Below are 26,188 nucleotides of genomic sequence, written 5' to 3'. Positions count from 1 at the left end.
CCTCTCTTACTAGTAACCAAATTTTAACATATTTGTTTGCGAGACGGACTTTTTTCTTCCGAAAGAGAAAAAACAAGTGTTTTGAATAAAAATCATTCTTCTTAACCATAACGTCCAACATTTGTTAAAATGAATAAGTAAATAAAATCCAAGATAATAGGAGGAAGTCATGAAGAAACTTCTATTAGTTTCCAGTCTCATTCTAACAGGCATCCTGCTTTTGGCAGGCTGTTCAAATAATGATCCGAAGCCGGAGGACCGGCTGGCGGCATACACCAAGCTTTGGAATGAAAAGAAGTTCGATCAGATGTACAGCTACCTTTCAGACGATACAAAACAAAAGGTAAGCAAAAAGCAATTTACCGAGCGTTATACGAAGATTTATAAAGGCGTAGAAGCAGAGAATCTTAAGGTGACCTATAAGAAGCCAAAGGAACCGAAAGACCACGGCGACAAAAAGAAGGTAAGTCTGCCGATCTCTGTGAAGATGGACACGATAGCAGGACCGGTCAGCTTTGATAAATCTGCAAAGCTTGTCCAGCAGAAAAAGGACGATAAAACGAACTGGTACCTGGATTGGAATGCATCCTATATCTTTCCGCAGTTAAAAGATGACGAAAAGGTATCTGTCCAGACCTACCCGGCAGTCCGCGGGGAAATTGTGGACCGCAACGAACGGGGACTTGCCATGAACGGAACAGCAGGTGAAGTCGGAATCGTCCCTGAACAGCTAAAAGGGAAAGAGTCAACCGTACTTCCCCAGGTCGCATCCCTTTTGAACATGACAGCTGATGAAATCAAGAAAAAGCTGAATCAGCCATGGGTACAGCCGAATTATATTGTGCCAATCAAAAAACTCCCTGCCGATCAGACAGCGCTGATGACCAAGCTGTCAGGCATTACCTCTGTATCTGTGCAGGAAATAAACGAACGGGTATATCCTTATAAGGAAGCAACGGCACACTTAATCGGCTATATCGGCCCTGTTTCAGCAGAGGACTTGAAAAAGCTGAAAGGAAAAGGCTATACGGCTAACGATACAATCGGCAAGCGAGGTTTAGAACAGATTCTTGAAGACCGGTTAAAAGGATCGTCAGGAGCGAAGGTGTATATTAAGGGAGACAACGGACAGGAAAAGGTCATTGCCGATCATCCTGCCAAAGAAGGAGAAACAATTACACTGACAATTGATGCTGAACTACAGAAAAGTATTTATAAGCAATATAAAGGTGAAACAGGATCCGCGGCAGCGATTCAGCCTATGACAGGAGAAGCATTGGCACTTGTCAGCTCTCCGTCCTTTGATCCAAATAAGTATGTGCTGGGCATTTCAGGCGAGGAGCAAAAGGCGCTGGAAAATGATCCAAGGAAGCCTTTGTTGAACCGTTTTAGCTCCACCTATGCACCCGGTTCTACCATTAAAGCCATAACAGCTTCCGTTGCCCTTAAAAATGGTGTGAATCCAAATAAAGCGTTGGATATCAAGGGCCTTCACTGGCAGAAGTCCAACTGGAAAGACCATAGCATCACACGTGTTTCTGATCCCGGAAAGCCGGTCAACATGACAGATGCATTGATTTATTCGGATAATATTTACTTTGCACGTCAGGCACTGGATCTCGGAACGAAGAAGTTTACCACAGGCCTTGAGTCATTCGGCTTTAAGGACAAGCTTCCTTTTGAATATCCGATAACGAGCTCGTCCTATGGAAGTATTGACAGCGAAGGGCGCCTTGCAGACAGCGGCTATGGACAGGGGCAGGTTCAGATGAGCTCGCTTCATGTCGCTCTTGCGTATACAGCCTTCCTTAATCAGGGGAACATCGTGTCACCATACCTTATAGAAGGAAAACAGCCAGCCCAGAAATACTGGAAGCAAAACGCAGCATCGCCGCAAGAGGCAGCCCAGGTGCTGAACATGCTGAAGCAAGTAGTGAATAACCCGCACGGCACCGCACATGCTGCCAGCAAGCTGAAAATACCGCTCGCAGGAAAAACCGGGACAGCAGAACTTAAAATGTCCCAGGGAGAAAGCGGAGCGGAGAATGGCTGGTTCGTTGCCATGAACACCGATCATCCTAAGCTGCTGATGGCCTGGATGATGGAAGGACTTCAGAACAAAGGCGGCAGCCATCATGTTGTGGATAAGATGGAGCCAGTGCTGAAGAAGTATTTGAAGAAATAAAGGGAAGCAGCAGACTATGATGGTCTGCTGCTTCTCTTTATTTGTAAAAAAAATGCTGAGTCTGGAAACCTAGTGTAATTATAACCAACTACAGAAGAATATTAAATTTATAGTTCTTTTGTAACGAGTAATTCATATATCAATAGACATGTATATTTTGTAAGTAAATGTAAAATAAATGGAAAAATAAATAATTAAAGCTATTAATTACCAATAATTTGTATTATAATTAGATTGTAAGTTCAATACTTACTGTTGGTTACTGAGCTTATAGTTGTGTCTCATGGTATATAATTCCTTATTCTGAATCATTTATGTAACTGTAATAATTTATTTTATTTTACATATTATGATAATTATGTAGCGTTATTTAGGAATTGGAAAAAAATACTATGGTTATTTTTAAAAAAATCTAGCAAAACACCTAGATTTTAGTAGGAATATGTATTATATTTCTATACATGAAGTATTTGGAATTAACTCCATGTGCTTTTGAAAATGGTTTTAATATACTAGATTGCCAAAATCTTAGTATTTTTATCCTGATTTTGCTTTGCAAAATCTTGTAAATGTAAGGATTGGATATTTTAAACAAATATATAATCCTTATGAACTAGTTTTTATTTTGAAGGGAGAACACCAAACAAATGAATAAAAAGAAAGCAATCAAAGTCGTTGCTGCTTCCGCAATCGCAGCATCCGCATTTGCAGCAGTTGCACCTACACAATCTCAAGCAGCTACAAGCGTAGCTACTACAGTAACAAATGCTCAAAAAGCAATGAAAGCACCATTCGACAAATACTACCAAACAGGTACCACTAAAAAGACTGTATCAGCTGCTACAGTGCAAGCGTTAATCACTAAAGGTGAAAAAGCATATGCTGACGCAACTGCAGTAGTTAAGAAATCTGGCGGAAAAAGCGCTAAAACATACCAAGCAAAACTTGACGGTTACAAAAAATACTTAGATCGTTCTAAGGCGTATGTTGCTGGTTTAGGGTCTATTTTTAAAGTTTATGGTAATGCAGATGCAGCTCTTAAAGCTAACAAAGTTGCAGACCTTGAAAAAGCTCAAGCTGAACTTAAAGATCCTAAAAACCAAGGTCATGTTGGAATCGGCAAAATCTACGGACCAGTTGTTCGTGAAGTACTAACTGGTGCTTTCGATAGACTTTCAAAAGTTAGACTTGATAAAATTGAAGCTGCTCTTGAAGCACTTGCTACTCCAAAAGTAGATAGTGTAAGTGCGATTAACGCTTCACAAATACTTGTGAAATTTAATAAATCAGTTGATGCAACTACTGCTGCTGACGAAGCTAATTTTGTACTATCCCAATCTGGCGGTATTAATGTTGATTCAGCTGTAGTACAAGAAGATGGAAAATCTGTATTACTAACAACTGATGCTCCATTTACTACATCTACTAATGCAGTATTAACAGTTAAAGATGTAGTTTTAGCAGATGATGATAACAAAACATTCCCATTATTCACTACTACTGTTACTGTCAATGATACTGTAAAACCTGAAGTTACTTCTGTAGTTTCTAAAACTAATGGTGATGCAGCAACATCTGCAACTATCACTTTCTCTGAGCCAGTTGTATCTGGAACAATTAAAGTTGATGGAGTATCTTATGGACCTGTAGTTGCAGGTAAAACACAAACACTTACTGGTTTAAGTTTAGCTGCAAACGCAACGCATACTATTGAAGTTGTGAACCTAAAAGACGGTGCAAACAATGTTTCTTCTGTTGCATCTAAAACTTTCTCTGTAACTAAAGATACAGTTTCTCCAGCTGTTTCTAGCATTACTCCATTCAGTGACTCTGCTTTATTAGTTACATTCAGCAAAGCTGTATCTAACGTTGATGGAAACATCGCTCTTAAAGATGAAGCTTATGGTGACTTAACTGAAGGTACTGTGTATGCACTTCCTGGTGACACAACTGGTACTAAGTTTGTTCTTCCTATTAACGAAGCAGGTCTTTATGCAAATAAAACTGTTCGTAACTTAACAGCAGTTTTCGCTGGTAATGTTATCGTTGATTCTTTAGGTAACACTCTTGATGCAGCTACTAAAACAGTTTCAATTACTAAAGACGCAGCTGCTCCTGAAGTAACTGGTATTACTTACAAGAAAAATGCTGACGGAAATGTAACCAAGATTTTAGTAAACTTCAATGAAGGAATTACTGCTGCTACTCTTGATGCAGATAAAATTACTGTTGTAAACGAAAATGGAGTTCTTCAATCAGGTCTCCTTTCCGATGCAGTAGTAGCTTCAAATGGAGCAAAAACTGCTGAATTTACATTAGCAGCTGGTCCAACTGCACTTTCTGGCAAATATGCATTCTCAGTTGCTAGCGGTCTAGCTACTGACTTGGCTGCTACACCAAATAACAGCAAAGCATTCTCTCAAACAGTTGACTTTGGTGCTGCTCAAAATCCAACTACTACTTTTGACTTAACTGATGCTACAGTTCCAGCTGGTCAAAATAATGTTATCAAAGTTGACTTTGGTCAAGCAGTAAAAGGTGGAGCTGTTGAAGGTTCTGCAACTGATGCTTCTAGATACGCACTAAATGGTCGTTCTCTACCAGCAGGAACTAGGATTGTATTAGATGGAACTCAAAACGTTGCTACAATCACTCTTCCTGAAGGAACTATCACTGCTGATGATTCTGATGCAATCTTCACAGTAAATGGCGTAGTAACATTAACTAACAAAATTAACAAAGCTTACACTACTACACTTGCAATTGATGACAATACAGCTCCTGTTCTTCAAACAGCTGCATTGACTTCATATGATGCAACTGCTCACACAGCTGAATTAACTTTAACTTTCAGTGAAGCTCTTGCTCCATTAACTGCGGCAATTGTAGATGATGAGTTAGTAATCAAGAACAACAACTCAAATGTAGCAGTAACTGCGGCAACTGCTTCTTCTGTAGCAGGTTATGCTAAGCAAGTTAAAGTTTCTGTAACTGGAGTGACTCTTGATACAGCAAAATCACTTTCTCTAACTACTGTAGATGTAACTGGAAATGACATTGTTGATGCTTCAAACCTTGCAAATGAACTAAAAGGTGCTACAACAGTAACTGTTTCTAAGTAATTCTGATTAGATACTGTATGATATGCAGTATGATTTATAGTGAAGGATAGAAAATGAGAGGCTTTGTAGAAAGTTTTCTACAAAGCCTTTCTCTTTCAAAATATTAGGGAATAAAATACACCCCATAATTGCAACGATATGTGGTGCTCCCTTCACGCATACACATAATTGTGGGGTGTAAAAAAAAGCAGAGAGTATAGAGCTCTCTGTTTTTTTGTATAATTAAAATTCAGCAAATATAATAATATATGCAAATAATTATAGTTTATACACTTTGTGTGCAAATGAATAAGTTAAATTTGAATAGGACACAACAAATGCATACCGCATTCCCGTCAAGTGGGAATGAGGTGTGCATTTTTTTTATATGGAGGTGATATATATCAAAGGCATTAACCTACTTTGGATTCCTTTTTGAAGTACTTTTTACCTAAAATGCAAATATAGTTTCCTTAATGATTGAGTTTAAAAGGAAACTAGAGTATCTAAACTGGAGTTTTTTCTTATCAGTTAATTCTCCTCAGTTAACGAGTAAAAAGAAACTAAAGTAGAAACTTTAAATTGGAGTGTTGAAGTAATGGTTGCAATTAGTATTCGATTAAAAAACGAGAAACATCAGAGGTTATCCTAAAAGAAAATAGTGAGAGAAACAATATCAATTTGTTTAGGTGCTTCTTTGACGCAGAAACGGAACTAGTCCCGCCAAATCAGGGAGCAAAGGAAATGGTTAGCTACTTGTAAATAAAAGAGATGTCTATTGATGCTTAATTTTCCTAAGTTACTCCAGGTTACATTGATATATGTCTGGAACAACCCAAGACTTTAGTCTACCTAAGAACCTTACAGTGATTTTGCTAGAAGAAACTGATATTAAATAGCAACCAGCAACGTTTGGAAACTAGAAATTTAAAAATCATCTCGAGTTTCCCTCTTTTTCTTTAACCAACTGTAGAAATCATACCAAATGAGATGGGGCGTTTAACTATAATAGACGCAATACTAAAGAAAAAATCTTGAACAAAATTTAAAGGTGGATGTTAACTAAGAGAAGAAACTCCTGAGCGATGTTTGGAGGAACAGGCTAGGTAAGTTCTATTTGTGAAAATATTTTTGTTAAGTGGCTAGATGCTATTTGATTGTCTAGGCTCTGTTAGCCTAGGTGAATAACAAATTGATGGACAAACTTCTTCGGTTAACCGACCCAAGGGAGGAAAATTCTCAGGTGAACGTAGTAGGATATGCAAGAAAATCAATCAAAATAAAAAATATGAGTGAACGGGATGCTGTTCTTCACCAAGAGGTAGCAATAAAGGAATACTGTGAAGAACATGGGTATAATCTCGTTAAAATTTATTCGGATATCGGGTACTCTGGAGTTTTGGCTGAAAGACCAGAGTTGAACCAAATGAAGGAGATGCTTCAAAGAAAAAGAGTTAATATTTTAGTTTGCTATAACCAAGAGCGTTTTTCGAGAGATTTGGCTACGAGTATCCTTTTAGTTGTTGAAATTCTTTCCTATGTAGACAAGATAGAATTCATTGTAGAAGGAATATCCTCGGATTCTAATAGGTTTAAAACGGAATTTCTAGAAAATGCGGCTAAAGCAGCTGTAGACAGAAAGAAGTTAAAGAAAAGGTTACGGGACGCAAGAAGAGCTAAAGTGGTGTATTATAACTACTTTCGTGGAACCTTTAAACCATTAGGTTTAGTTCAACCTAATAAAGAAAAATTAGTGCCGTCAACAAAAGAGAACACTCGTAATTTAGATGCTGTAAACGAATTGAGGGTATATGAACTGATTGTATTATGCTATTTATCAAATATGAGTCTAGGTGCGATAAGCAGGCTTATATACAGAGAGTTTGGTCCAACAAAAAGAGGAAGCAATTGGAGCCCCAATACAATAAAGGGCATATTGCAAAATCCAGTGTATGCAGGGATTTTGAAAAGTATATTTTCTACGAATGTTAACTCTTCTCCTGTTGAAACTATTGAGCCTGTATTAAGTCTAGAAATGTTTGAGTATATTCAAAAGAAGTATTCCAATGAGAGGAAAGGGAATAAATTTAAGTTAAGTAAATATATTCCTGATTTAGCTATTTGTAGCTATTGTTTGGAACCATTAAGACTAAGTGGAAAGGTGTATTATTGTCTGAACTGTAATTCTGAAATTGGCTTTGATATTTACATATCCTTGTTAAAGAATGAATTTAAGAACCTTGTTCATGTTTCAGACTTTGGTAAGAGAACCATAAAAGCTCTAGACGAAAATAAGGATAAAGCTGAGTCCAAAATTAATATGATAAAGAATGAGATTTATAAGTTAGAAAAGCGTCATGAAGAAATAAAGCAGTATTTTCCTAATTATTCAGAACGAAGAGAAAAAAGTTTAGCTATGAATGAGGAAAAACAAAAGAAATGGAAAGAAGAACTGCTTTTAGAGAAGTCTTATTATCGTTTTCTTTTTGGGGAAAGCTTGCTTAGTGACGAAGTAAACACAGCTCCTATAGAACAAGATTATTTTCTAACTCTACCTTATTTAGTAATAGTCAATTTTAAAGAATTTATTGTTCATGTTAAATATCACGAGAAAATCTTTGAAAAGGGAGATATTCATGACTACTTACTATGAGCTTTTAAATTATAAGTTGATTTACGCTTACTTAAGAACCTCGGGCGATATTAATCCAAAGGATAGTATTTTTGTTCAGGAAATGCAGGTTCGAGAATTTGCTGAAGAGCATTCTTTGGAAATACAGGATTTTTTAGCAGATGAAAAGAAAACTGGATTAAATCAGAACCGACAGGCATTTCAAAGGTTAGATTACCTAGTTCTTAGTGGCTTAACCGATTGTGTTTTAGTCCCTTATTTTGACCGTTTAGGTAGAGAGAATTTCGAACTTGCTCTCTTTTTATTAAAACTAAAAGAGAAAGGTATTGAGTGTATTAGTATAGCTCAGGGTAAAAGGCTCTCCTTAATGGATGAAAGTGATATCATAAAGGAAGCAAATGCAGCATATGAAGAGAACCTAAATCGCACAAATAGAATTATGCAAAAGAAAAAAGCTTCTCTTAAAGAAGGGCATTATATCTTTAATGAACCGTTTGGGTATAAAAAAGATACTAATAGAAGACTAAAAATAGTTAAAGAAGAAGCAATAATAATTCAAAAAATGTTTGAACTTTTTCGGGCTTTAAAATCGACCTCTAAGATTGCAAAATTATTTAATGAGGAAAGCATGGGTGGAAAGGAAAACTGGACTGCTTCCACAATCTATCAATATTTGACGAACAAAAAGTACACAGGAAAAAATTACAAAAAGGAGAGGGACGACGAAGGTAATTTTACTTATACATTAATCTCAGAAGTAAATTTCGAACCCATCGTAAGCGAACAGCAATTTGAAGAAGTTAATCAACTTTTGCGAGAAATCAACCCAAATAGAAAGAAAAGAAAGAATAAGTTATTTCATATGTTTAGAAAGGTGCTCTCTTGCCCTAACTGTGGGAAGACACTATCAGGAAATAAGACATACTACCATTGCTCAAATAGGAGTTGTAAATTCAGACATAGGAAGGATAAAGTCGAGTCTAAACTTCTCTCCTATCTCAAACAGTTAGATGAATCAACGATTGACCCTGAAGCTGTCAAGGAAGAAGCAGCTAAAGAAATTGAGAAACTAAGAGAAAAAGAAGAAAAGATTGAAGAGCAATTTGCAATCGGTCAAATATCAAAGTCCCGTTTTTTAGAAAAGAGGTTTCAAGTTGAACAGCAAGTTAAAAAGGTTCAGGAAGGGTTAAAGGATTACTTATTTAAGAATCCGTCGTATGAGCGGCTCATCAAAGATGAAAACTGGGACCATTTAAATCAAGTTATGCAAGAAGAAAAATTAAAACTTTGCTTTACATTCAATGATGATGACGAAATATTTATAACACACCGATATGATAAATAAGCAAACAAAAAACCATCAGCCGAAATTACGGTTGCTGGTTTTTTTGTACTTGAATAGAACTAGAGGGATTTTCGAATTTAAACTTAGCTCTCAAAGCATCATTAAGAGCTAGCATATATATAAAGTCTAACTGTTCCTGGGGAGGAGTATTTAGAAAGTTAATACTCCAGTTACCTTTTTGGTTTTTCAATGTGCGTTTCACTCCTTTACTCATAGTATGGTTTAAAGGAAGAAACTTATGTAAAAAACCTAAAGATTGAGAAGTCTAGTATACTAGACTTCTTAATAAAGTAACTCCAGTTCCTTAATATATAAATAAATGCAACTGTTCCTTCGGTTTATACTTGGCTAAACTCCTTAGAAACCGTAAGGTTTCTTCAGATACTGTATATGTTTGTGAACCTAGAGTTACCGTACGATTCTCCCAATCAATAGCATATTCCTCAAGTAAGAGTATATCCGTATAATTATTGTGGTCTATTTCAGATGACAGCATAAATAAGGATATAAAACGTAAAAGGTTGTATATCATTCCTGTTTCACCTCCTTTGGGATATTCTTAGATATTTTCCCCTGAAATTTAGATACTATGAAGCTTCTTTTTATTTGGTTTTTAAACGATATTAGATATTAAAAACAAAAACCAAAAAAACTGAGTTATACCTGAGAATAGTGGGATAATGGGGGAGGAGATGGACTTAAAGGTAAAAAACAAAAAAATAACAAAAACCAAAAAAAGTATCGAACATTTGAATAAAAAAAACCAAAAACACCTATACTATTATCAAGAAGAAAAAGGCTAGGTATACACCTAACCTCAAGAAAGTCTGTTAATGGAACTTCGTAAATTGTCTACATGCAACTGCTGATACCTGGCGGTAGAACGAAGGTCTTTATGACCCAGTATACTCGCAATATACTTTTGGTCTACGCCTAATATTGTTAAATGAGTTGCTGTACAATGTCTTAGGATGTGGGGGGTAACTCTCTTTTCAATCTTAGCTTTTTTTACGATTTCCTTTAGTTGACCACGTACAGTCTGTGGGTCAATCGGCTTTATGTAACTTCTTGGAGAGTGGAAGACGTACTTTGACAACGGAGCAGGATGATTTAAAAGGAACTGCTTTAAGGTAGGAACCAACTCATCGTGAATAGGTAAATGCAAGTCCTCTCCTCCTTTTATAACTGGGAAGTACAGTTTCTTTTCATTAATAAAAACATTGCTTTTTTCGAGTTGAGTAATAGGAGTAATCCTACTGCCAGTAAAGTAAATAAGCGAAAACAGAATGAAATAGTAATAGTTGTGTTTCTTCGCTACTGAAAGCAAATGGCTGACCTCATGTGGCTCTAAGATGGTTGGAAGTGGAACGTAGGCTTTTGTGTGTTTGATTCGGGCAGCTACATTGTCCTTGAAGTTCATTTCATCCACTAGAAACTTATACAGAGATTTCAAAGTAGACAGATGCCTGGAAACAGAGTTTAATTTATATCCTCTTTCTCGCTGTAAGTGGTCAAGATAGTCCAAGAGGTCATTCCTTGTTAGTTGTTCTAAAAGAATATTTCCTTCATACTCTTGATAGATGAACGTGTTAAATAATTTTAAATCAGTCGAATACCCTTTAATGGTCTCTTCTGACTTATTGGTCCGTTTAAGAAACTTAATAAATTTAGTGACGTAAAAAGGCAGATTAAAGTTCTGGCTAAAATACATATCACTGTCCTCCTTTTAATATTAGTTGAATAAACTTTCAATTTGATTAGACTCAAAAACAAGCTTAGTCATTGGAACATTTAATGCAGTGAGCTGGGCTTCAATCTCCAGTTTTAATGGACCAGCATTGAATATTCTTACATGGTATACAGGAGTGTTGTGAAAAATAGAACCAAGATTCCCATAACCATCTTCTTTTGTTAACATCCCTGGTACAGTTCTGATAAATTCTTGGATATGATTCTTATCTTGAGCTCTTGTTGTAATACAAATATGTCGTTTGTCAGCTGTTAAGGTTAAAGGAACTTTTTCATTACTCAACTCAAGAACACCACTAAAATCAACCTTAAACTCACCGTGGGGGTCAGTGTTATATTTGGGCTTTTTGCATAGTTCATCCCACTTGTGTTTTATGTTGATTATCATCTTATTGAATTCTGAGTGGGTAACCCGCTTTTGTTTACTACCAATCAAGATATCTAAATTCTGATAGGCAACTGGAACGTACTCCTCCAAAATCTCAAACGAAAAGCTTTCTAAATGTTTTATATAACACTCTAGCAGTTTCCTTTTGTTGGTTTCTTTATTGTTAACATCATTGATTTCTCCCATTTGTTCTGGATAACCAGGATTTAATTTCTGAATCACATTTGCTTGCTGCACATCATAGTTAAAAGGGGTGTCCACCGATGTAGTTTTAATCGGAGCTAAGCTGCTTTCAGTTGAATTTGCTTCGTTTTCTTCATTTGTGTTTGATATATGATGTTGCTCCTCCTTTTCTTTCCTCTCTCGTAACGACCTAATCCTTAATTCAACACAGTCCTCAAATCTTACATTGAAATGTTTTGCGAATGCTAACATGACAGTGTCAGACGGGATTTTCCCCCCTTCTTTCCTTATTTGGGGTAAATACTTTGGGCTAATTCCAAGGATATCTCCCAATTCTGTATCTGTTTTTGCTAGTTCAGACTGAATTCTAGTAAACAATTCAGCAACATTTTTGCATTCGCTTACCAGATTGTTCATTTTATCTTCCACATCCTTTCCTCCTTTATCATGTCATTTTTACCTTCTTGAGAAAAAAATATACCCACATCGTTACTTATATATAAACTAGCCTTATTAATTTTTAAAAAATAGAATAAAAGATATGAAATGTAAATTAAAAGTAATTTTATTTTATTGAGCTGTAAGGAAGGTTCAAATAAAAATTATTTGCATATATCGGGGGAAGGTATGAAAGAGTTTAGTGAAGAATTCCTCCAGTTTCTGACCTTTATCGTCACACATTGCCTAGTAATTTCTTATATATTTCTTTGTCAAATGGGCTTTCCGGTTTGTGTAGTAACATAGAAGAATAAACAAAAAATTCACCATGTTTATTAGACCATATTCTTGGTTCACTATGGAAACTTTTGTATATAATAGGTTTATAGTAAATTGGGGAGGGACAATGTTGGAGTCTATCGTTTTGGAGCTTCAAAGGGAAGCAATGAATTCAACTACAAACATATCCGACTTGTTAAGAAAATCATTAATAGTTGCTAGAAAGCTCAAAATTGGAGAATTTGAGGCATGGATTTCACAAGAAATGAATGGATATAAAGTAAACAGAAATGAGGTTCCAGATTATCGTGAAGTAGTTGGAGTAATACAATGGTTTAACCCTTATCGTGGTTGGTCTCCCGTAATTATTCAAGACGAAAAAATCTTGGAAATCCTTCAAAAGAACGAGATTATTCAACCTGTTTCGGAAATAGAAAATTTAGTGAAAAGTGACAGCAATGATTTAGCCATTCTATTACCACAAGGGGTACAAAACATGTTGTCTGATTACTTTGGGGAGCCAGCACAATTTCACTTGAGCTTTGGTAAATCGCAAGCACAACAAATAATAGAGACTGTTAGGAATATAATCTTAGAATGGGCTTTGAAATTAGAGGAGGACGGTATAATGGGAGAAGGATTAAGTTTCAGTGATAATGAAAAGAAAGAAGCCAGTAAGCACAATTATAATATTACAAATTTCTATGCTCCTACTTCTGGAGTGCAGTTTCAACAAAACACCCTAAACTCAACACAAACAATGACCAATTCAATGGATATTGGACAATTAACGGATTTAATCTCAAAGATTAAAGAAAACATTAATCAGGCTGGACTTACAGAACCACAGCAAAACGTTGTTGAGACTGAAGTTGAAACTATTCAAGCCGAATTGGTTACTGCACAACCTAGACCATCAGTTGTAAAAAATTCGTTGCAATCAATTAGGACTATGCTTGAGGGAGCTGGAGTAAACCTTGCTACTTCTGGTTTAATGTTCATGATTGATAAAATATCTTTCTAAATATTAAAAGGGAGCTCCAAATGGATGCTCCCTTTTATCATAATCGGCATGTTTTGTAGTTCAATTCCTTCGTCTGTTGTCTTTACGCGAATGCTTTCAGAATGCTGTTGGTTCCACATTCCGAAGAAAAATTAATCTTTGGATATGGAAGGAAACATCCTTGAATGAGTCTCTAGGGATAGAACTACTTATATATTTCATATTGTTCAAATCCATTTTAATGCATTCGTGTCATGGTTTTACCATCAATAATAGGCTAAATTTGGGCTATTACCGATAACTAGAAACTCAAGTAAAAAAGATTAAGGGGAAAATAAAGCGTCAGATTTATTGTGGAGCTATTTTTTTAACATATTTTCTGCCCTTTTCAGTTAACTCAGCAAACAAATACTTTGTATTACGTGAGATAGTTAGTTTTTGATGTAACCTTCATTCTTTAGATATGAAGCTGTGGCGTTCCAAGTTTCTTCTGTTACTTCAAAATCCTCATGGTTAGGTTGTTTACCATTAAACAGGCTTTGTAAAACATCAATCATCATTCATGATATCATTCGTCTTTTATCTAAAGATTTGACACAAGGTAATAATATCCTGCTGGTAACTGATGTCCCTGCTTTATGAGCCGGACAAGTGGGTCTTGGGAGTATGATAATTAATTAGAAAGTAATACTATCAGGACAAAAACAAATAATAATTTGGAAAAGTACAATTTTAAAAGAAAAGAAAGTTGTGTCTAGTCCCCAATATAATTGTTTAGTTCTTCGACTAATTCATATACTGTTGTAATAGGATTTGAATTGCAAAAATCGTGATAACCTTTCATATCATAGTGATGTTTTTGAAGTTTTTTTGCAAATTTAATTGCACGTTCTTGTTTGTCTTTTAGTAACTCGTATATGTCTTGTTGTTTTTTTTCATACTTTCTTTGCATTAGCTCTGTTAACTTGTCAATATATTGAGTACGAGACATTGCTGCGTCGTAGTAGTTATAATGCAACAAATACCAAAGTTCAAAAGCCTCATTTGTAACTGCAAATTTTATTCCATTTGAGTCACATAGCTCAATTGCTTTTTGGAAGTTAACAACTGGGAAACTGTCTCTATCAAATACAACCCAGACTTGGTTATACGGTGTCCCTTCTTTTTCGGCTTCTCTTTGTAGTCTAATTGCTTCTTGAACAAGAGTATGGGTATTTTTTCCTTCCCCTACAACGTCAACTTCAATGACATCTTTTTTTAAAGGGAATTTTTTAAAATAGTTGGGCTCCGTTCTTTCTCCTTCACAAACAATTAGGAATGTGTCTCTTTGTTCTTTTCTTGAAACAGTTCTCCTTTTTCTTTTAAAAAAGTCATGACTCCCCATTATTATCCTCCAAAGCCCTTTTCCAAGAGTGAAATTTAGGGATAGCACCATACTTACCTAACATATAGTCTTTTGCATAGGAAGCATCCTTTCGAATTTTCTTATCATCAACATCACGAAAATCAGCTAATGAGAACAATTCTGAAGAACCAATCCTATCTTTTTCTACAAACCAAAGTTGGTCTCTACGAAATTGCTTGTTAGTTAGGTTAGTTACATCATGTGTAGCGTATATTAACTGTGCATTACTCTTATTTACATCATAAGAATTAAACATTTCAACAATTTTTCTGGTTAAATGAGGGTGTAGCTTGGCATCTAACTCATCAACCAACAAGACACCGCCGTTTTCGAGTATTTCAATTATTGGTCCAACTAATGCTAAAAATTTCTTAGTGCCTTCAGATTCTGATAATCTTACATCAAAAGTTTGTAGACCTGCCTCTTGTTCCTCCTCATTGAATGTTTTTCTAACACTATACAAAATTTGACCCTTAAAATTCTTTGGTAATACAGAATCTCCGAAAGTATATTCAATTTCTTCAACTTTTAAGTCCTCTATTCCAATGTCTGCTGCCCTTATTAATTTTAATATCTTCTCTTTATAACTAGGCTTATCGAGCAAATCTCCAATTTGGTTCATGCTTCTATTATCCATCCCTGATATAAATTTAAAATCCTCTATCCAGGACTGAATATCTAATGCAATTTTTCCATTAAAATTGGCTACAACTGAAAGAAACAAAGCATTGTCTCTAGTTTTTGCCTGTAATCCTTTACCTTCATTATGAAAAGGGGATGACTTAGGTAAGTCATATTTATTACCTTTACGGTCAAAAAGTTTCAATTCTTTTAAATATAACCATTCTTCATGAACTTTCTTCTTATCAACACTAAACCCATATCGATAAATAAGGTCTTTGTGTATAAATTCTATTTCAAATATTGTTGGTTCATTTGCTGAGTGAGTATTAAGAAGAAAGGGTGTTACATTTATGCCTTCAGTAGCGGTTGATTCTTTTGAAGAATTAAGTATTAAATCCCGCATTACCTTCATTGCTTTTAATAAGTTACTCTTTCCACTTGCATTAGCCCCATATATTACTGCGGTTTTAAGTAGCTTGGTTTCTTGATGTTCAAAAGTATGGGTATCTTCATGTTCCGTAATGGGTTCAGATTCTAAACTTAATGTAGTAGCGTCCCTAAAAGACATGAAATTTTTTACATTAAATGTAATGAGCAAAATTATCCCTTCTTTCGTAAATTCCTAACTATATTATATACATTTATATAAAGAAATACGCTTTTTTTGTGAGAAATTTTCTCACGAAATTCGCGAAAATGATTACATGTATAAGAACTGAATGGTAAGTAGAGAATACTGTTAAAGAAATATTAGTCGATTTATCAAAATGATTTTCTTTTCTTTGCGATAAATAACCGTATATGAACATTACTGTAGTTAAACTGAGTGTAAGTGCGATTACTTCAAAATCTTTACAAGTAACATTCAGCAAAGCTGTTGATGATACAAAAGCTGCATTTGAATTGAAGAAAGATGGTTTCAAAGTAAACTCTTCTAATATCTCTTTCAGTGCTGATAAAAAGACAGCTACTATTGAACTTACAAGCAAAATTACAAAAGGTGAATATTCAGTTTCTGTTACTGGTGTAACTGATGAAACTTTAACTGGTTCAGTAAAAACTGAAGATGAAAAGGTTGCTAAAATTGAAGTACTATCAAATGAAATTCCTTTAACAAATCTTAATGCAGGTTCAACTGCGGATGATGTTAGTGTTCCATATAAAGTTACAAACCAATATGGCGAAGATATCACAAAAACTGCTTCTGTTGTAACTTCTTCTGGTACAGTTGATCAGGCACATGGTGTGATTAACTTCTTAGATGGCTATAATACTACAACTAATAAAACAGTAGCATTTACATTAATCAATGTAGATTCAAATGTAAGCACATCTGCTGTGGTTACTGCTGTTTCTTCATCTGTAGAATCTTCAGTTGAAATTAAGGGTGTTTATAACAAGGACGGTAAAACACTTAATGAAACAACTGACCTTTCTAAAGATAAGTTCTTCTTAGAAGTAGAAGTTAAAGATCAATACGGAAAAGTAATTAGCAATCCAAATGCAAGCTCTTTACTTGTTAGTGAATCAAACAATACTATTATTGATGTAGATGATTCCACTCAAACACCTGCTTTAGATACAACTACTGTTGATGGAAAAGTGTTGATTCCTCTTACAACTCCTGTAGCTGGATTAAAGGCTGGTTCTTCCACTGTAACACTAATTGCTAAAAATACAGGTAAATCTTCATCTACTAATGTTACTGTTGCAGAAGGTGTTCGTGCTTACACTGTAACACTTGGTCAACCAGAACTTGTAGCTGCTGGTGAAGATGCTTTAATTCCTGTTACTGCTCTTGACAACAATGGCAATGAAATTACTGATTTAGATGTCCTAAATAGCCCTACTCGTGGTTTAAATGTTGGAGTTAATACATTAGTTAAAGTAGATGGAAAAGTCTATCTTAAAGTATCAAATCCTTCAGTAGGACCAAACGTAGCAGTTGTAACTGTTGTACCAACACAAAAAATTGTAACATCTAACTATACAGTAAGAACTGCAGCAGCACCGTCTGTAATTACTGGATTAGATAAGGGAGTACAAACTGAGATTAGCAATGGTCTATCTCAAGATATCACAGCTTCTGATTTAGTGATTGAAGACCAATATGGTCGTGTGATGAGTGATGCTGATGTAAACGCATGGTTAGATGCTAATGCTGGAAACTCTATTGTTCTAAAAAGTTCAGTAGACTCATCAGATAAATCTCCATTTGAAGTAACTACAAGTGCTTCTGGTTCTGTGGATACTGCAACACAAGTAATTACAGCAAGCACTGCTAATTTCAATGTTTCTGCAAAAACAGCTGGTGACCTAAATAATACAGAGAAATTAACATTTGCACTTTCTACTAATGGAGGTACATCTACTATTGCTTCTACATCTAAGGATGTAGTATTCAGCAGAGTTGCTGTAAGTGAATTTGCTAGTTACGAAGTTAGCACTCCTAGCCTAGTTGAGAATAAAGACGCTAGTGCATTTAGCTTGAAAGTATATGGTGTAAAAGCTAATGGCTCAAAAACACTATTAAATTCAAGTGATTATAACTTAGTCTTACCTACTGGATTTACAAAAGGTGGCACAAACAACAATACTGTAACATTAACTAATGCATTAACAGATATTGATGATGATGCTACTACAACTGATGTTCCACAAACTAAAGACTTTACTTTCAAAGTAGTTGTTGCTGATGCAAATGCTACTACTCTTACTAAAGTTGTAAAAGTTTCAGCTGCTGCCAAAGCTGATGCAAGCGTAGGTGTTACTTCTAATGGAGCATCTACAGGTACTGCTCTAACTGCGTTAACTTATGAAGCTTCAACATCTACAAATGATTCTAATATTGTAGATCTTACAGGTGCTGCTGGAGCAACTGACACATTAGACCTATCTGTATTAGAAAATAACTTATACTATGTAGATCAATATGGAAATGAAACCGTAGCTCCAAGTGGTGACGTAGTATTAACATTCTCAAACTTAGTAGATGCTGATACAACTCATGCTGCTGCTATTTCTGATAACGGTACTTCTTCAGCTGCTGTTTCTGGTCTAGAAGCTGGGGATACTGTTAAGGTTAAAGTTGAGGTTGGCAACCTACCTGCTAAAACATTCACTGTTACAATTAAATAATAGTAAGTGTTAAAGTAAAATTGAAAAAGTCTGCTATAACAGGCAGACTTTTTCTTATAATTATCAGGTTTTATTTGGTACATTTCATAATGTTGCGTTGTGTATTGCTTCTGGCTATATAAAACTTATGGGGTGTAGAAAATGGTAAACGTTTGTTGAGATATCTCCCATTTTTTACACCTCATAATTATTACGGTTATTTGCACTACTCCCTTCGTGCAAAATCTTATGGGGTGTTAATATTTATAGTAAAGCTCTGTAGAGAGAAATCTCTGCGGAGTTTTTCCTTTTTAGTTCTATAATAAAAATTTACAATTGATGTACACTCATAACGCATACACATAATTATGAGGTGTAAAAGAAAACAGAGGGCTGCATAGCTCTCTGTTTTTTTGTTATTAATTAGAAGTAATCAAAGAGTGGCGCTTCTAATCGATATAAAACATGAGGGGAAGAATCGAGTGGAATTTATTACCAACATTTTTAATAAAGCTTCAACAGGCAAAAAAACGGATCAAAAGGAAAAAGCTCAAAGTGAAAAAAGTGAAAAAGTCGCATAGAGAAAAGGAGTTATTGGGGAGTATAAAGTGGATATTCAACTAGCCCAGTTTCCAAAAAGCTTTAAACATGGAACTATATACGGTAAGAAGGAACAAAAGAGCTGGCTTATAAATGGAAAATTTAAGATGTTGAATCCGCTAGTTTAGAATTATGGTCATATTGAAAGCATCAAGCCACTTATCAATAAGCAGTATCATGGACTATTTATCTTTTTAGTATCATTTACAAAGAGATGTACCCTGAAGGTGGATCCTGAGTTAAGGCACATTTCTTCCAATGAGTTAGTTATGTATGATATCGAATTATCGAATTATTGGAGTACATCAATAGAAAGATTGCTGTAATAAAATTAAAACAGACCGAACCGCTATTGACTGATACAGATGTCGACACGATATATCATAGTCTGTTTAGAGAAAATATAGAAGAAATTTCAGAACGACAAACGCATAACACCTTCCTTTCTAAGCTGAAGAATCAAGTAAACGAGAAGGATAGTGAACGTAAAAAGTGTTGTATGTGCGAAAAGATAGTATCTAAGAAGGTTAAAAATTTCTGTTTATCAAACCAAAAGTTCAAAGGAAAAATCTATTGTTACGAACATTAGAAGAATAACATTAGCTAACTTGAAATTTAAAAAGGATGGCGTCAACCATCCAAATACGTTGCACTATCAATTCTCTTGTACATGGCATCTAAACGGTTATCATAATTAAAATTTTATATGCTCCATAGATGAACAAAAATATTGTAATTGTAGATGCGATAGTTCTAGGGATTTTGAATTTTAAAAGTATGAGTCCTATTACCATTGAAAGTACAAAGGGAACTAAAAGAACTAATAAAAGGTTAATAAATAAATCATCCATAAATGGCTTTAAAGGGCTAAAATCTATCTGCATTCCATATCACCTCATAAATTATATCGGCGCAATTAAAATTTGATTGATAACCAGTAGACTGTAAAGCTTTTGTCTGCAAAGAGAAAACAAGAAATTATATGTTTAAGTATTTTTCAAGACAAGGTAAAGATGTCAATAGGGATGGGTGCCTGTCATTCCCCGAAGACTTCGAAGATTGATAGCTTAGAGGAAATGCTCTGTAGAGTCAAAAAATCTACAGGGCTTTTCTTTTTCTTTCTTATCTTTAATAATATAAGTAAACGATAAAGCAATTGTGGAGGAAACATTGATGCATATAGACCGTGATACCCTCAAGGAAATAATAAAAAAGACCGGGGAAAAGGCAAGGGAAGAAGCAAGGTTACATGGTACCTATATTGTTTATATGGATGAGAAAGGCAATACCGTTAGAGAGTATGCAGATGGCCGTATAGAGATAGAGGAAAATTAAATAAAAAGCCTTTCTGTTACAATTTGAAAATAAACGGGGGTAATTATATGAGAGAGTCGCCTTTATTTATGTTCAAGCGGCAATGCAGCAAGAAATTATTTACAAGGTCAAAAAATTCAGACTGAGATGATCAAGAGATCGCTTCTGTCCTTGAAGTTGACATCCGGCTTGTTGAAAACCTACGGAAGAAATGTGAATGTATGTAGAGTAGGGGGATAGGAGGAAGAAGGAACGGGTGAATGACTTCCGCTCCTTATTACACACCTTACTCAATCAAAACGAGGGGATACTAGCAATTGTAACCCAATGTCTTCTCCATAATCCCAAAGCTTAATTGCAGCATAAGTCCCTTGAGTTAGAAGAAACAAACGCTCTTCTAGAGGATTAATAGCCGCCTTTTCGCCTTGACAGCCGTGAACGAAAGTGGCTGGATGTATTCGAACGATTCGCCCTGTATCATGGAAAAAAACAAACTTCATCAAACTTTTTCCTCCCTCTAAGTCCTTTGGGCATGTTTAAAGTAACTCCATAATATTTGCTTGATAAAAGCCGTTAATGATTCTATTCTATTCACCAATCTTTACGCAGAGTATTCTAAATTTTTATAAACCGCTCTAGTTTAATCGTCGGAAAATTTAATCCATACTTCTTCTCGTTTCCTCTTTAGTTCATTACCAAAAATCCGGACAAGAGCCTTATAAACACTTTTAGCTTGTTGGTTTAAGTTTACCTTCTCGACGAACTGATCGATAAGTTCTTCATATGAATCGTTATTCTCAACTCTCTTTATTTTATCGTAATCGGTTTTAAGTCTTAACAACACCTTATGAATAAAGCCAATTCTCTCTTGTTCTTTAATTGGATCAATAAGCTGATAAATATCACTAGAAGTTTGTATCTTTTGCATGAGTGTATCAAATTCCTTCGTCTCTTCTTCAATTAAATAAATGTAAGGGAGCTGCAACATTGTTTTTTCTTTAACAATGCTGTCATATTGATCTGAAGAAATACCAGTTATATCAAGTATTTCTTGTTTTGAAATCCCATGTTCAATAAGATGCCTAATTATATTGTATAAAGAAAGAGTATTGAGATCTTTGTCACGATAAACTTTTTTTAATTCTTCAAGCATCCTCTCTTGTTTTACTATAAGTTCTTTTAGCTCTTCATATTTCTTCTTAAAGTTATTATTAATTTGATGGTTTCTGTCCATATAAAACACCTCCATATAGCCATAGTTGCTACTTACCCTTCTTTTTTTGTTAAATATTCTCCTGATTAATTCGTGAAAACGGATAACCAAAATGCCAAAGTTACAATTGAAAACGTCTCAATACGCTACTTGTAAATCAGCTCTGCGATTGAATAGAACTGTGCAACAGGCAGACAAATAAAAATGCGTATGTAGAGAATTAATTTATAAAAATCAATCACACCACCTTATTTGAATAGCAATGCTTAAATATTGTCCAGTAGCAATTTGTTGTATACAAGTTGTTCATAGTTGTATTTTCAGACTTCGAATCTTAAAAGTTGGTATTGAATTTAGATATGAAGGTTTAAGGCTAAGTAATTTCAAAAGTTATAGGAATAACAAAAGTAAGGGAAGAACAAAAAAGAAATAGAACTTGTATACAACTGAATCCAACTGGATAGTATTGTTTCTTGAAAAACAATCTTTAATTTGGAGGTATCAAGTATGGGCAAAATTATTTCTTATTCAAGAGGGTCTAGTAAGGCGAAAAGTTTTAATGGTGAGGAAAGTGTTAGTCATCAATTGTCCTCAATTAAAAATTATGCTGAGCAAAATAATCTTGTGATCGAAAAACAATTTACCGATGTCTTTACAGATTCTGACTCAAACGTTCCGCAGTTGATAGAAATGCTTAAATTCCTTCAGGATAACCCTAACTCAGTAGATGAGGTTGTCTTCTATTCAATAGATAGACTTGGTAGGGATTTGGGAGGTAAGATTAAGACATTTTTAGAAGTAGAAAAGAACGTTCAACGGATCTACTTTCTATCAGAAAATATCGACTCAAAACAGGAGTTTTTTAAGACGTATTTTTTGCTTTGGACTGCTGTTGCTGAGACAAATAAGTAACAAGGATACAGCTAGTAGAAAGGTATAACAGACATAAAACAAATCTAGGATATTTAGCAATTAAACCAATGCTGAAGCCTGAAAGTATAGTAACTGACAAGTGTCATCAGAAGGATAATGAGGATAACCGGAGGTTGAATTTTGTATGGGTAGAATCATTCCTTATTACAGGAAATCCATTACTGTAAAAGGGTTGAGTGATGAGGAAAGTGTAAGTTATCAATCATCCTCAATTCAAAATTATGCTGAGAAAAATAACCACGTTATTGTAAAGGAATTTACTGATGTTGGCTATACAGGTTCTAATACAAATCGGCCAGAGCTGAAAGAAATGCTACAGTACCTTGAGGAAAATCCCAACACAATAGATGAAGTGGTCCTTTATTCCATTGATAGACTGGGCAGGGATTTGGGAGGTAATATTAATACATTTTTAACAATGGAAAAGTACGTTGATCGTATTTATTTTCTTTCCGAAAATATCGACTCAAATAATCAGTTTTTTAAGGTGCATTTTTTGATTTGGACTGCTGTGGCAGAAGATACCAAAAAGCAATTACTAGAACGAACAAGTAAGGGTAAACAAACAAAAACTATAAATGAACGTGTCTTTGTAAATGGAAAGTTTGCAATTGGATATACCAAAGGGTCAAAACAACATTTAGTTGCAGCTACCAGACAAAATACAATGGATATACAAGAGAGAACGGGGTTAGAAATTGTTCAGTTTATTTATTATGCTTACTTGTTTGGTATGAGTTTAAGACAAATAGCGAAACAATTAAATCAACATTTTGGGCTTACTCGATACTATCAAGCAGAGTGGTCTCATAAAACAGTTCGGTATGTTCTGCAGAATCAAACATATTGTGGTGTGCTAAGTGGAAACTTTAAGGAAGGTAACAAAGAATACTTTATTGAAGATGCCAATATCGAAGTATTAGTTGATCCCCTTCTTTTTGAGGTAGTTCAACAAAAGCTTAAATATGGAACAGTGGGAAGACGAAAGAAAAGAAATATATCAATAACTCATTATTTAGTGTGTGAAAACTGTGCAACGATCCTCCAATTAGATGGAAACGTTGTAAAGTGCCTAACCTGCAATATTCAGAGCGATTCTGTTTCTTTATTAAATGACATCCAATGTGAAATAGAAACTTATATTGTAAACAACATCGACTTTAATCCAAATAAAGCTGAAGTAATGGAAGGTTTATTAAATCGATACAGTGAGAGGAAGAATCTTATTGTTCAGAAGATGGAAAGATTAAATGTAATCCTCAAAGAAATCGATGAGTTAGAATCATATATACCCCAAAAGCGTTTAGATAATATGAGAAGCATCAATCAAAACGAGACTTGCTCTCTAATGAAACAACTCTACTTTGAAGAAGCTAGAATTCGACTTATTAGAAGTTTAGGTCAAGAATCAATCATATCTGATTTGAAGCCTTATCTTCTCATGCTGCCCTATGTAGTGATAATTAATTTGGAAACAAATACATACAATCTTCTATTTTGCCAATATGAAGCAAAAGGGGGAGAACAATATTGATAGGAAATAATGTTCTGCTATATAAGAAAATAGCTGTTAGTTATGTACGTACTAGCGGGATTGTAAATCCTAAAACCAGCATTCCAAACCAGATTCGCGACATCAAGAAGTACTGTGAGAGGAATCAAATCTTTTTAAAATATACTCTCATTGATGAAGCGGAAACAGGTAGGTATACAGAAAATCGTGATCAATATAATAAATTGAAGAAGATTGTAAAGAATGAACATGTTGATATGGTAATCGTTTCATTTGCGGATAGGTTTGCAAGAGATTCCTTTGAGTATATCTTATCTATTCGCGAGCTAGTAAGGGATGGCCGGCAGTTTATTGCTTTATATGAAGGAATAGTTGAAGAATGTACCAGTGCTTTGGAGTTATCCATGACAGCCATAAAAGTAGAGCTAGAAAATGAACAGCGGACAACGAGATTAAAGGATGGAAGGAAAGCAGCTGTGGAAGTTGGAAGATGCCCGTCAACTCCTACTTACGGATACAAGAAAGATAAAGATTTAAAACTGGTAGTTGTTGAAGAAGAAGCAAAGGTTATTCAAAAAATATTTAGTATGTATAATAGCGGTTATAAAATAACTCACATTATAACAGAGTTAAACCGAAATCCATTATATGAAGGTCAGCCTGAAATGTATCCGCAGCGAATATGGAACTATTTAAAGAATAAGACTTATACAGGCTATATCTATAGCAAAAATGAAATAAAACACGAGGATGGTTCATTCCATATTGAGTATATTCAAAAATCAAAAGTTCCTCATGAAGCAATAATAACAGAAGAGGAATTTAATAAGTCAAAAATAAAATGGGATAAAAGCCATAAAAGAATTAAAAATTCCTTTTATTTATGTTCTGGTTTGATGAAATGTCCTTGCGGTAAAAACATTACTAGCGCTGGAGATAAAAATCAGTATTTTTCTTATGTTCCGAAGGAAAGAAGGGAAGCTTGTTGCAGGTTTGTATTAAATGAAGTGGATAATAAGCTTCTTTCTTTCTTAGAATCCCTTAAACATCCTGACCAAGAAAATATTGAAGATGATATAAAAAATACGCAATTAGAGATTCAAATCCAAAATTCCTTGAAGGAAAATGAATCTAAATTTGCGCTTGGTAAGATTACAAAAAAGACATTTCTAAAAACCATTGAAGATGCTCAAGTAATCCAATCAGAATTGCAGAAAGAAAAATATAGAATCAAAAATGATCTGGTTAATGAAAGCTATGGACAGATGATAAACGAGAAAGACTTTAAAGGACTAAAAAGAAGGTTAAAAAAAGAGAAGTTTACTTTTACAGTTGATGAAATTGGAGAAATAAAAATATTAACGTGGGAGGTTCCTCTTTAAAGGAGGAACTTCTTTTTTTCTTTGGCTCTGTAATAATAATTGAGGGAAATTTGAAATAAAAGGGAATGAACCATATTTAAGGGTGTGTTAATTTAAAGTTCAACTTCACTGAGAAGTATTAGTAGGTGAAAAGAATCCAATAATAAAAAGAGAAGAAGTACCAGCTTCTTCTCCACTAAGCTTAGGGTTGTTCGTTTTTGTTATCACCTAATATCTCGTCTTCTACTTTCTTACGTATGCTTTCTTCTAATTGATGACGTAAGAGGAATTCAATTTGAGACTTAGGTGGGTAGTTAAGAAAACGGCCAACCCACTCTTTTTGTTCTAATTCATCTTTTTTTGGTTGTTTATTGCTATCCATATTATTTGCCACCTCCTGCAAATAGTATAGACAGGTTGTACGAATCTTATATCAAATAAGGTATAATTAAATGGGAAGTTGGTTATAATGAACTTCCCATTTTTTTGTATAATTTCAATAGGGACGAGATAAAAAAGTTAAACATAACACGAGTAAATTTGACTTACCATCTTCCAAGGCTCCGGGAAGCAGCAAGCATTAACAATGATTCAGTACTGTAAATTTAAGCTTCGATTGAAAGCTGTGAATGTTTATTTCTTACCGTAGCCCTTTTACGTATATCAGTGTCATAGCCGGCTAATGGATTGAATGCCGGCTATAGCAGTACATGCACTCTTCTCGACAACCCAAAGGTTTAATAGATACCTACTTGTGACAGAGGTTTTATGCAGTTGATTCTAAAGGTAGCTATAAGTATAAATA

The 26,188-nt window shown here is 34.7% G+C and carries 17 protein-coding genes; 10 read left to right on the top strand and 7 right to left on the bottom strand.

The genetic code is table 11. The annotated features are described in order from the left end of the window. Positions 1-169 precede the first annotated feature (169 nt). The 4 genes from BIV59_RS15185 (at position 170) to BIV59_RS15170 (ending at position 9,263) form a co-directional block, all read left to right on the top strand. Positions 170-2,185 (top strand): penicillin-binding transpeptidase domain-containing protein, encoded by a 2,016-nt coding sequence (locus BIV59_RS15185; protein WP_071352296.1) that lies wholly within the window; start codon positions 170-172, stop codon positions 2,183-2,185. Between the two features lie 647 nt (positions 2,186-2,832). Then, entirely contained in the window at positions 2,833-5,307 is a 2,475-nt protein-coding gene (locus tag BIV59_RS15180) for a hypothetical protein (protein ID WP_071352295.1), read from the top strand. A gap of 1,222 nt (positions 5,308-6,529) precedes the next feature. Then, on the top strand, positions 6,530-7,939 hold the full coding sequence (locus BIV59_RS15175) for a recombinase family protein (protein WP_170846167.1): 1,410 nt from the start codon (positions 6,530-6,532) through the stop codon (positions 7,937-7,939). Then, entirely contained in the window at positions 7,923-9,263 is a 1,341-nt protein-coding gene (locus BIV59_RS15170; protein WP_071352293.1) for a recombinase family protein, read from the top strand. Before BIV59_RS15175 ends, BIV59_RS15170 begins: the two co-directional genes overlap by 17 nt. A gap of 817 nt (positions 9,264-10,080) precedes the next feature. On the opposite strand, the gene BIV59_RS15160 is transcribed toward BIV59_RS15170, so the two are convergent. Beyond that, positions 10,081-10,974 (bottom strand): tyrosine-type recombinase/integrase, encoded by an 894-nt coding sequence (locus BIV59_RS15160; RefSeq protein ID WP_071352291.1) that lies wholly within the window; start codon positions 10,972-10,974, stop codon positions 10,081-10,083. A gap of 21 nt (positions 10,975-10,995) precedes the next feature. Then, positions 10,996-12,012, bottom strand: coding sequence for a hypothetical protein (locus tag BIV59_RS15155; RefSeq protein WP_071352290.1), 1,017 nt, complete (start codon positions 12,010-12,012; stop codon positions 10,996-10,998). A gap of 418 nt (positions 12,013-12,430) precedes the next feature. On the opposite strand from BIV59_RS15155, the gene BIV59_RS15150 reads away from it, so the two are divergent. Beyond that, entirely contained in the window at positions 12,431-13,324 is an 894-nt protein-coding gene (locus BIV59_RS15150; protein WP_071352289.1) for an AbiTii domain-containing protein, read from the top strand. A 733-nt stretch (positions 13,325-14,057) separates the two neighbouring features. Here the strand turns inward: BIV59_RS15150 and BIV59_RS15145 are convergent. Both BIV59_RS15145 and BIV59_RS15140 read right to left on the bottom strand, forming a co-directional pair. After that, a complete protein-coding gene (locus tag BIV59_RS15145; RefSeq protein WP_071352288.1) occupies positions 14,058-14,687 on the bottom strand; it encodes an RloB family protein in 630 nt (209 codons plus the stop codon). Continuing rightward, positions 14,674-15,930 (bottom strand): AAA family ATPase, encoded by a 1,257-nt coding sequence (locus tag BIV59_RS15140; RefSeq protein ID WP_071352287.1) that lies wholly within the window; start codon positions 15,928-15,930, stop codon positions 14,674-14,676. Before BIV59_RS15140 ends, BIV59_RS15145 begins: the two co-directional genes overlap by 14 nt. Positions 15,931-16,133: 203 nt before the next feature. Here BIV59_RS15140 and BIV59_RS15135 point away from each other — a divergent pair, with 203 nt between their 5' ends. Next, complete coding sequence (locus tag BIV59_RS15135) at positions 16,134-18,470, top strand: hypothetical protein (RefSeq protein ID WP_071352286.1); 2,337 nt, start codon at positions 16,134-16,136, stop codon at positions 18,468-18,470. 1,752 nt (positions 18,471-20,222) lie between these two features. Beyond that, complete coding sequence (locus BIV59_RS23710) at positions 20,223-20,384, top strand: hypothetical protein (RefSeq protein ID WP_170846166.1); 162 nt, start codon at positions 20,223-20,225, stop codon at positions 20,382-20,384. A 269-nt stretch (positions 20,385-20,653) separates the two neighbouring features. Here the strand turns inward: BIV59_RS23710 and BIV59_RS15125 are convergent, their stop codons facing one another. Both BIV59_RS15125 and BIV59_RS15120 read right to left on the bottom strand, forming a co-directional pair. Further along, positions 20,654-20,866 carry a hypothetical protein gene (locus BIV59_RS15125; protein ID WP_481747438.1) on the bottom strand — a complete coding sequence of 71 codons (213 nt, stop codon included), beginning with the start codon at positions 20,864-20,866 and terminating at the stop codon, positions 20,654-20,656. A 137-nt stretch (positions 20,867-21,003) separates the two neighbouring features. Then, on the bottom strand, positions 21,004-21,597 hold the full coding sequence (locus tag BIV59_RS15120) for a hypothetical protein (protein WP_071352283.1): 594 nt from the start codon (positions 21,595-21,597) through the stop codon (positions 21,004-21,006). A gap of 486 nt (positions 21,598-22,083) precedes the next feature. On the opposite strand from BIV59_RS15120, the gene BIV59_RS15115 reads away from it, so the two are divergent. The 3 genes from BIV59_RS15115 (at position 22,084) to BIV59_RS15105 (ending at position 25,404) form a co-directional block, all read left to right on the top strand. Then, a complete protein-coding gene (locus BIV59_RS15115; RefSeq protein WP_071352282.1) occupies positions 22,084-22,488 on the top strand; it encodes a recombinase family protein in 405 nt (134 codons plus the stop codon). A gap of 145 nt (positions 22,489-22,633) precedes the next feature. Further along, on the top strand, positions 22,634-24,043 hold the full coding sequence (locus BIV59_RS15110; RefSeq protein ID WP_071352281.1) for a recombinase family protein: 1,410 nt from the start codon (positions 22,634-22,636) through the stop codon (positions 24,041-24,043). After that, the gene (locus BIV59_RS15105; RefSeq protein WP_071352280.1) at positions 24,040-25,404 is read left to right on the top strand and encodes a recombinase family protein; all 1,365 of its coding nucleotides are present in this window, start codon (positions 24,040-24,042) and stop codon (positions 25,402-25,404) included. Before BIV59_RS15110 ends, BIV59_RS15105 begins: the two co-directional genes overlap by 4 nt. A 181-nt stretch (positions 25,405-25,585) precedes the next feature. On the opposite strand, the gene BIV59_RS15100 is transcribed toward BIV59_RS15105, so the two are convergent. Then, on the bottom strand, positions 25,586-25,765 hold the full coding sequence (locus tag BIV59_RS15100; RefSeq protein ID WP_071352279.1) for a hypothetical protein: 180 nt from the start codon (positions 25,763-25,765) through the stop codon (positions 25,586-25,588). Positions 25,766-26,188 lie beyond the last annotated feature (423 nt).

This window comes from Bacillus sp. MUM 13 (assembly GCF_001866725.1).
GTDB lineage: Bacteria > Bacillota > Bacilli > Bacillales > DSM-1321 > Peribacillus.
This window is presented reverse-complemented; position numbering and strand designations above follow the sequence as displayed.

Coding starts and splice junctions, on each gene's coding strand:
- BIV59_RS15185 (WP_071352296.1), top strand. CDS start 170: ATGAAGAAACTTCTATTAGTTTCCAGTCTCATTCTAACAGGCATCCTG.
- BIV59_RS15180 (WP_071352295.1), top strand. CDS start 2,833: ATGAATAAAAAGAAAGCAATCAAAGTCGTTGCTGCTTCCGCAATCGCA.
- BIV59_RS15170 (WP_071352293.1), top strand. CDS start 7,923: ATGACTACTTACTATGAGCTTTTAAATTATAAGTTGATTTACGCTTAC.
- BIV59_RS15160 (WP_071352291.1), bottom strand. CDS start 10,974: ATGTATTTTAGCCAGAACTTTAATCTGCCTTTTTACGTCACTAAATTT.
- BIV59_RS15145 (WP_071352288.1), bottom strand. CDS start 14,687: ATGGGGAGTCATGACTTTTTTAAAAGAAAAAGGAGAACTGTTTCAAGA.
- BIV59_RS15135 (WP_071352286.1), top strand. CDS start 16,134: ATGAACATTACTGTAGTTAAACTGAGTGTAAGTGCGATTACTTCAAAA.
- BIV59_RS23710 (WP_170846166.1), top strand. CDS start 20,223: ATGCATATAGACCGTGATACCCTCAAGGAAATAATAAAAAAGACCGGG.
- BIV59_RS15120 (WP_071352283.1), bottom strand. CDS start 21,597: ATGGACAGAAACCATCAAATTAATAATAACTTTAAGAAGAAATATGAA.
- BIV59_RS15115 (WP_071352282.1), top strand. CDS start 22,084: ATGGGCAAAATTATTTCTTATTCAAGAGGGTCTAGTAAGGCGAAAAGT.
- BIV59_RS15110 (WP_071352281.1), top strand. CDS start 22,634: ATGGGTAGAATCATTCCTTATTACAGGAAATCCATTACTGTAAAAGGG.
- BIV59_RS15100 (WP_071352279.1), bottom strand. CDS start 25,765: ATGGATAGCAATAAACAACCAAAAAAAGATGAATTAGAACAAAAAGAG.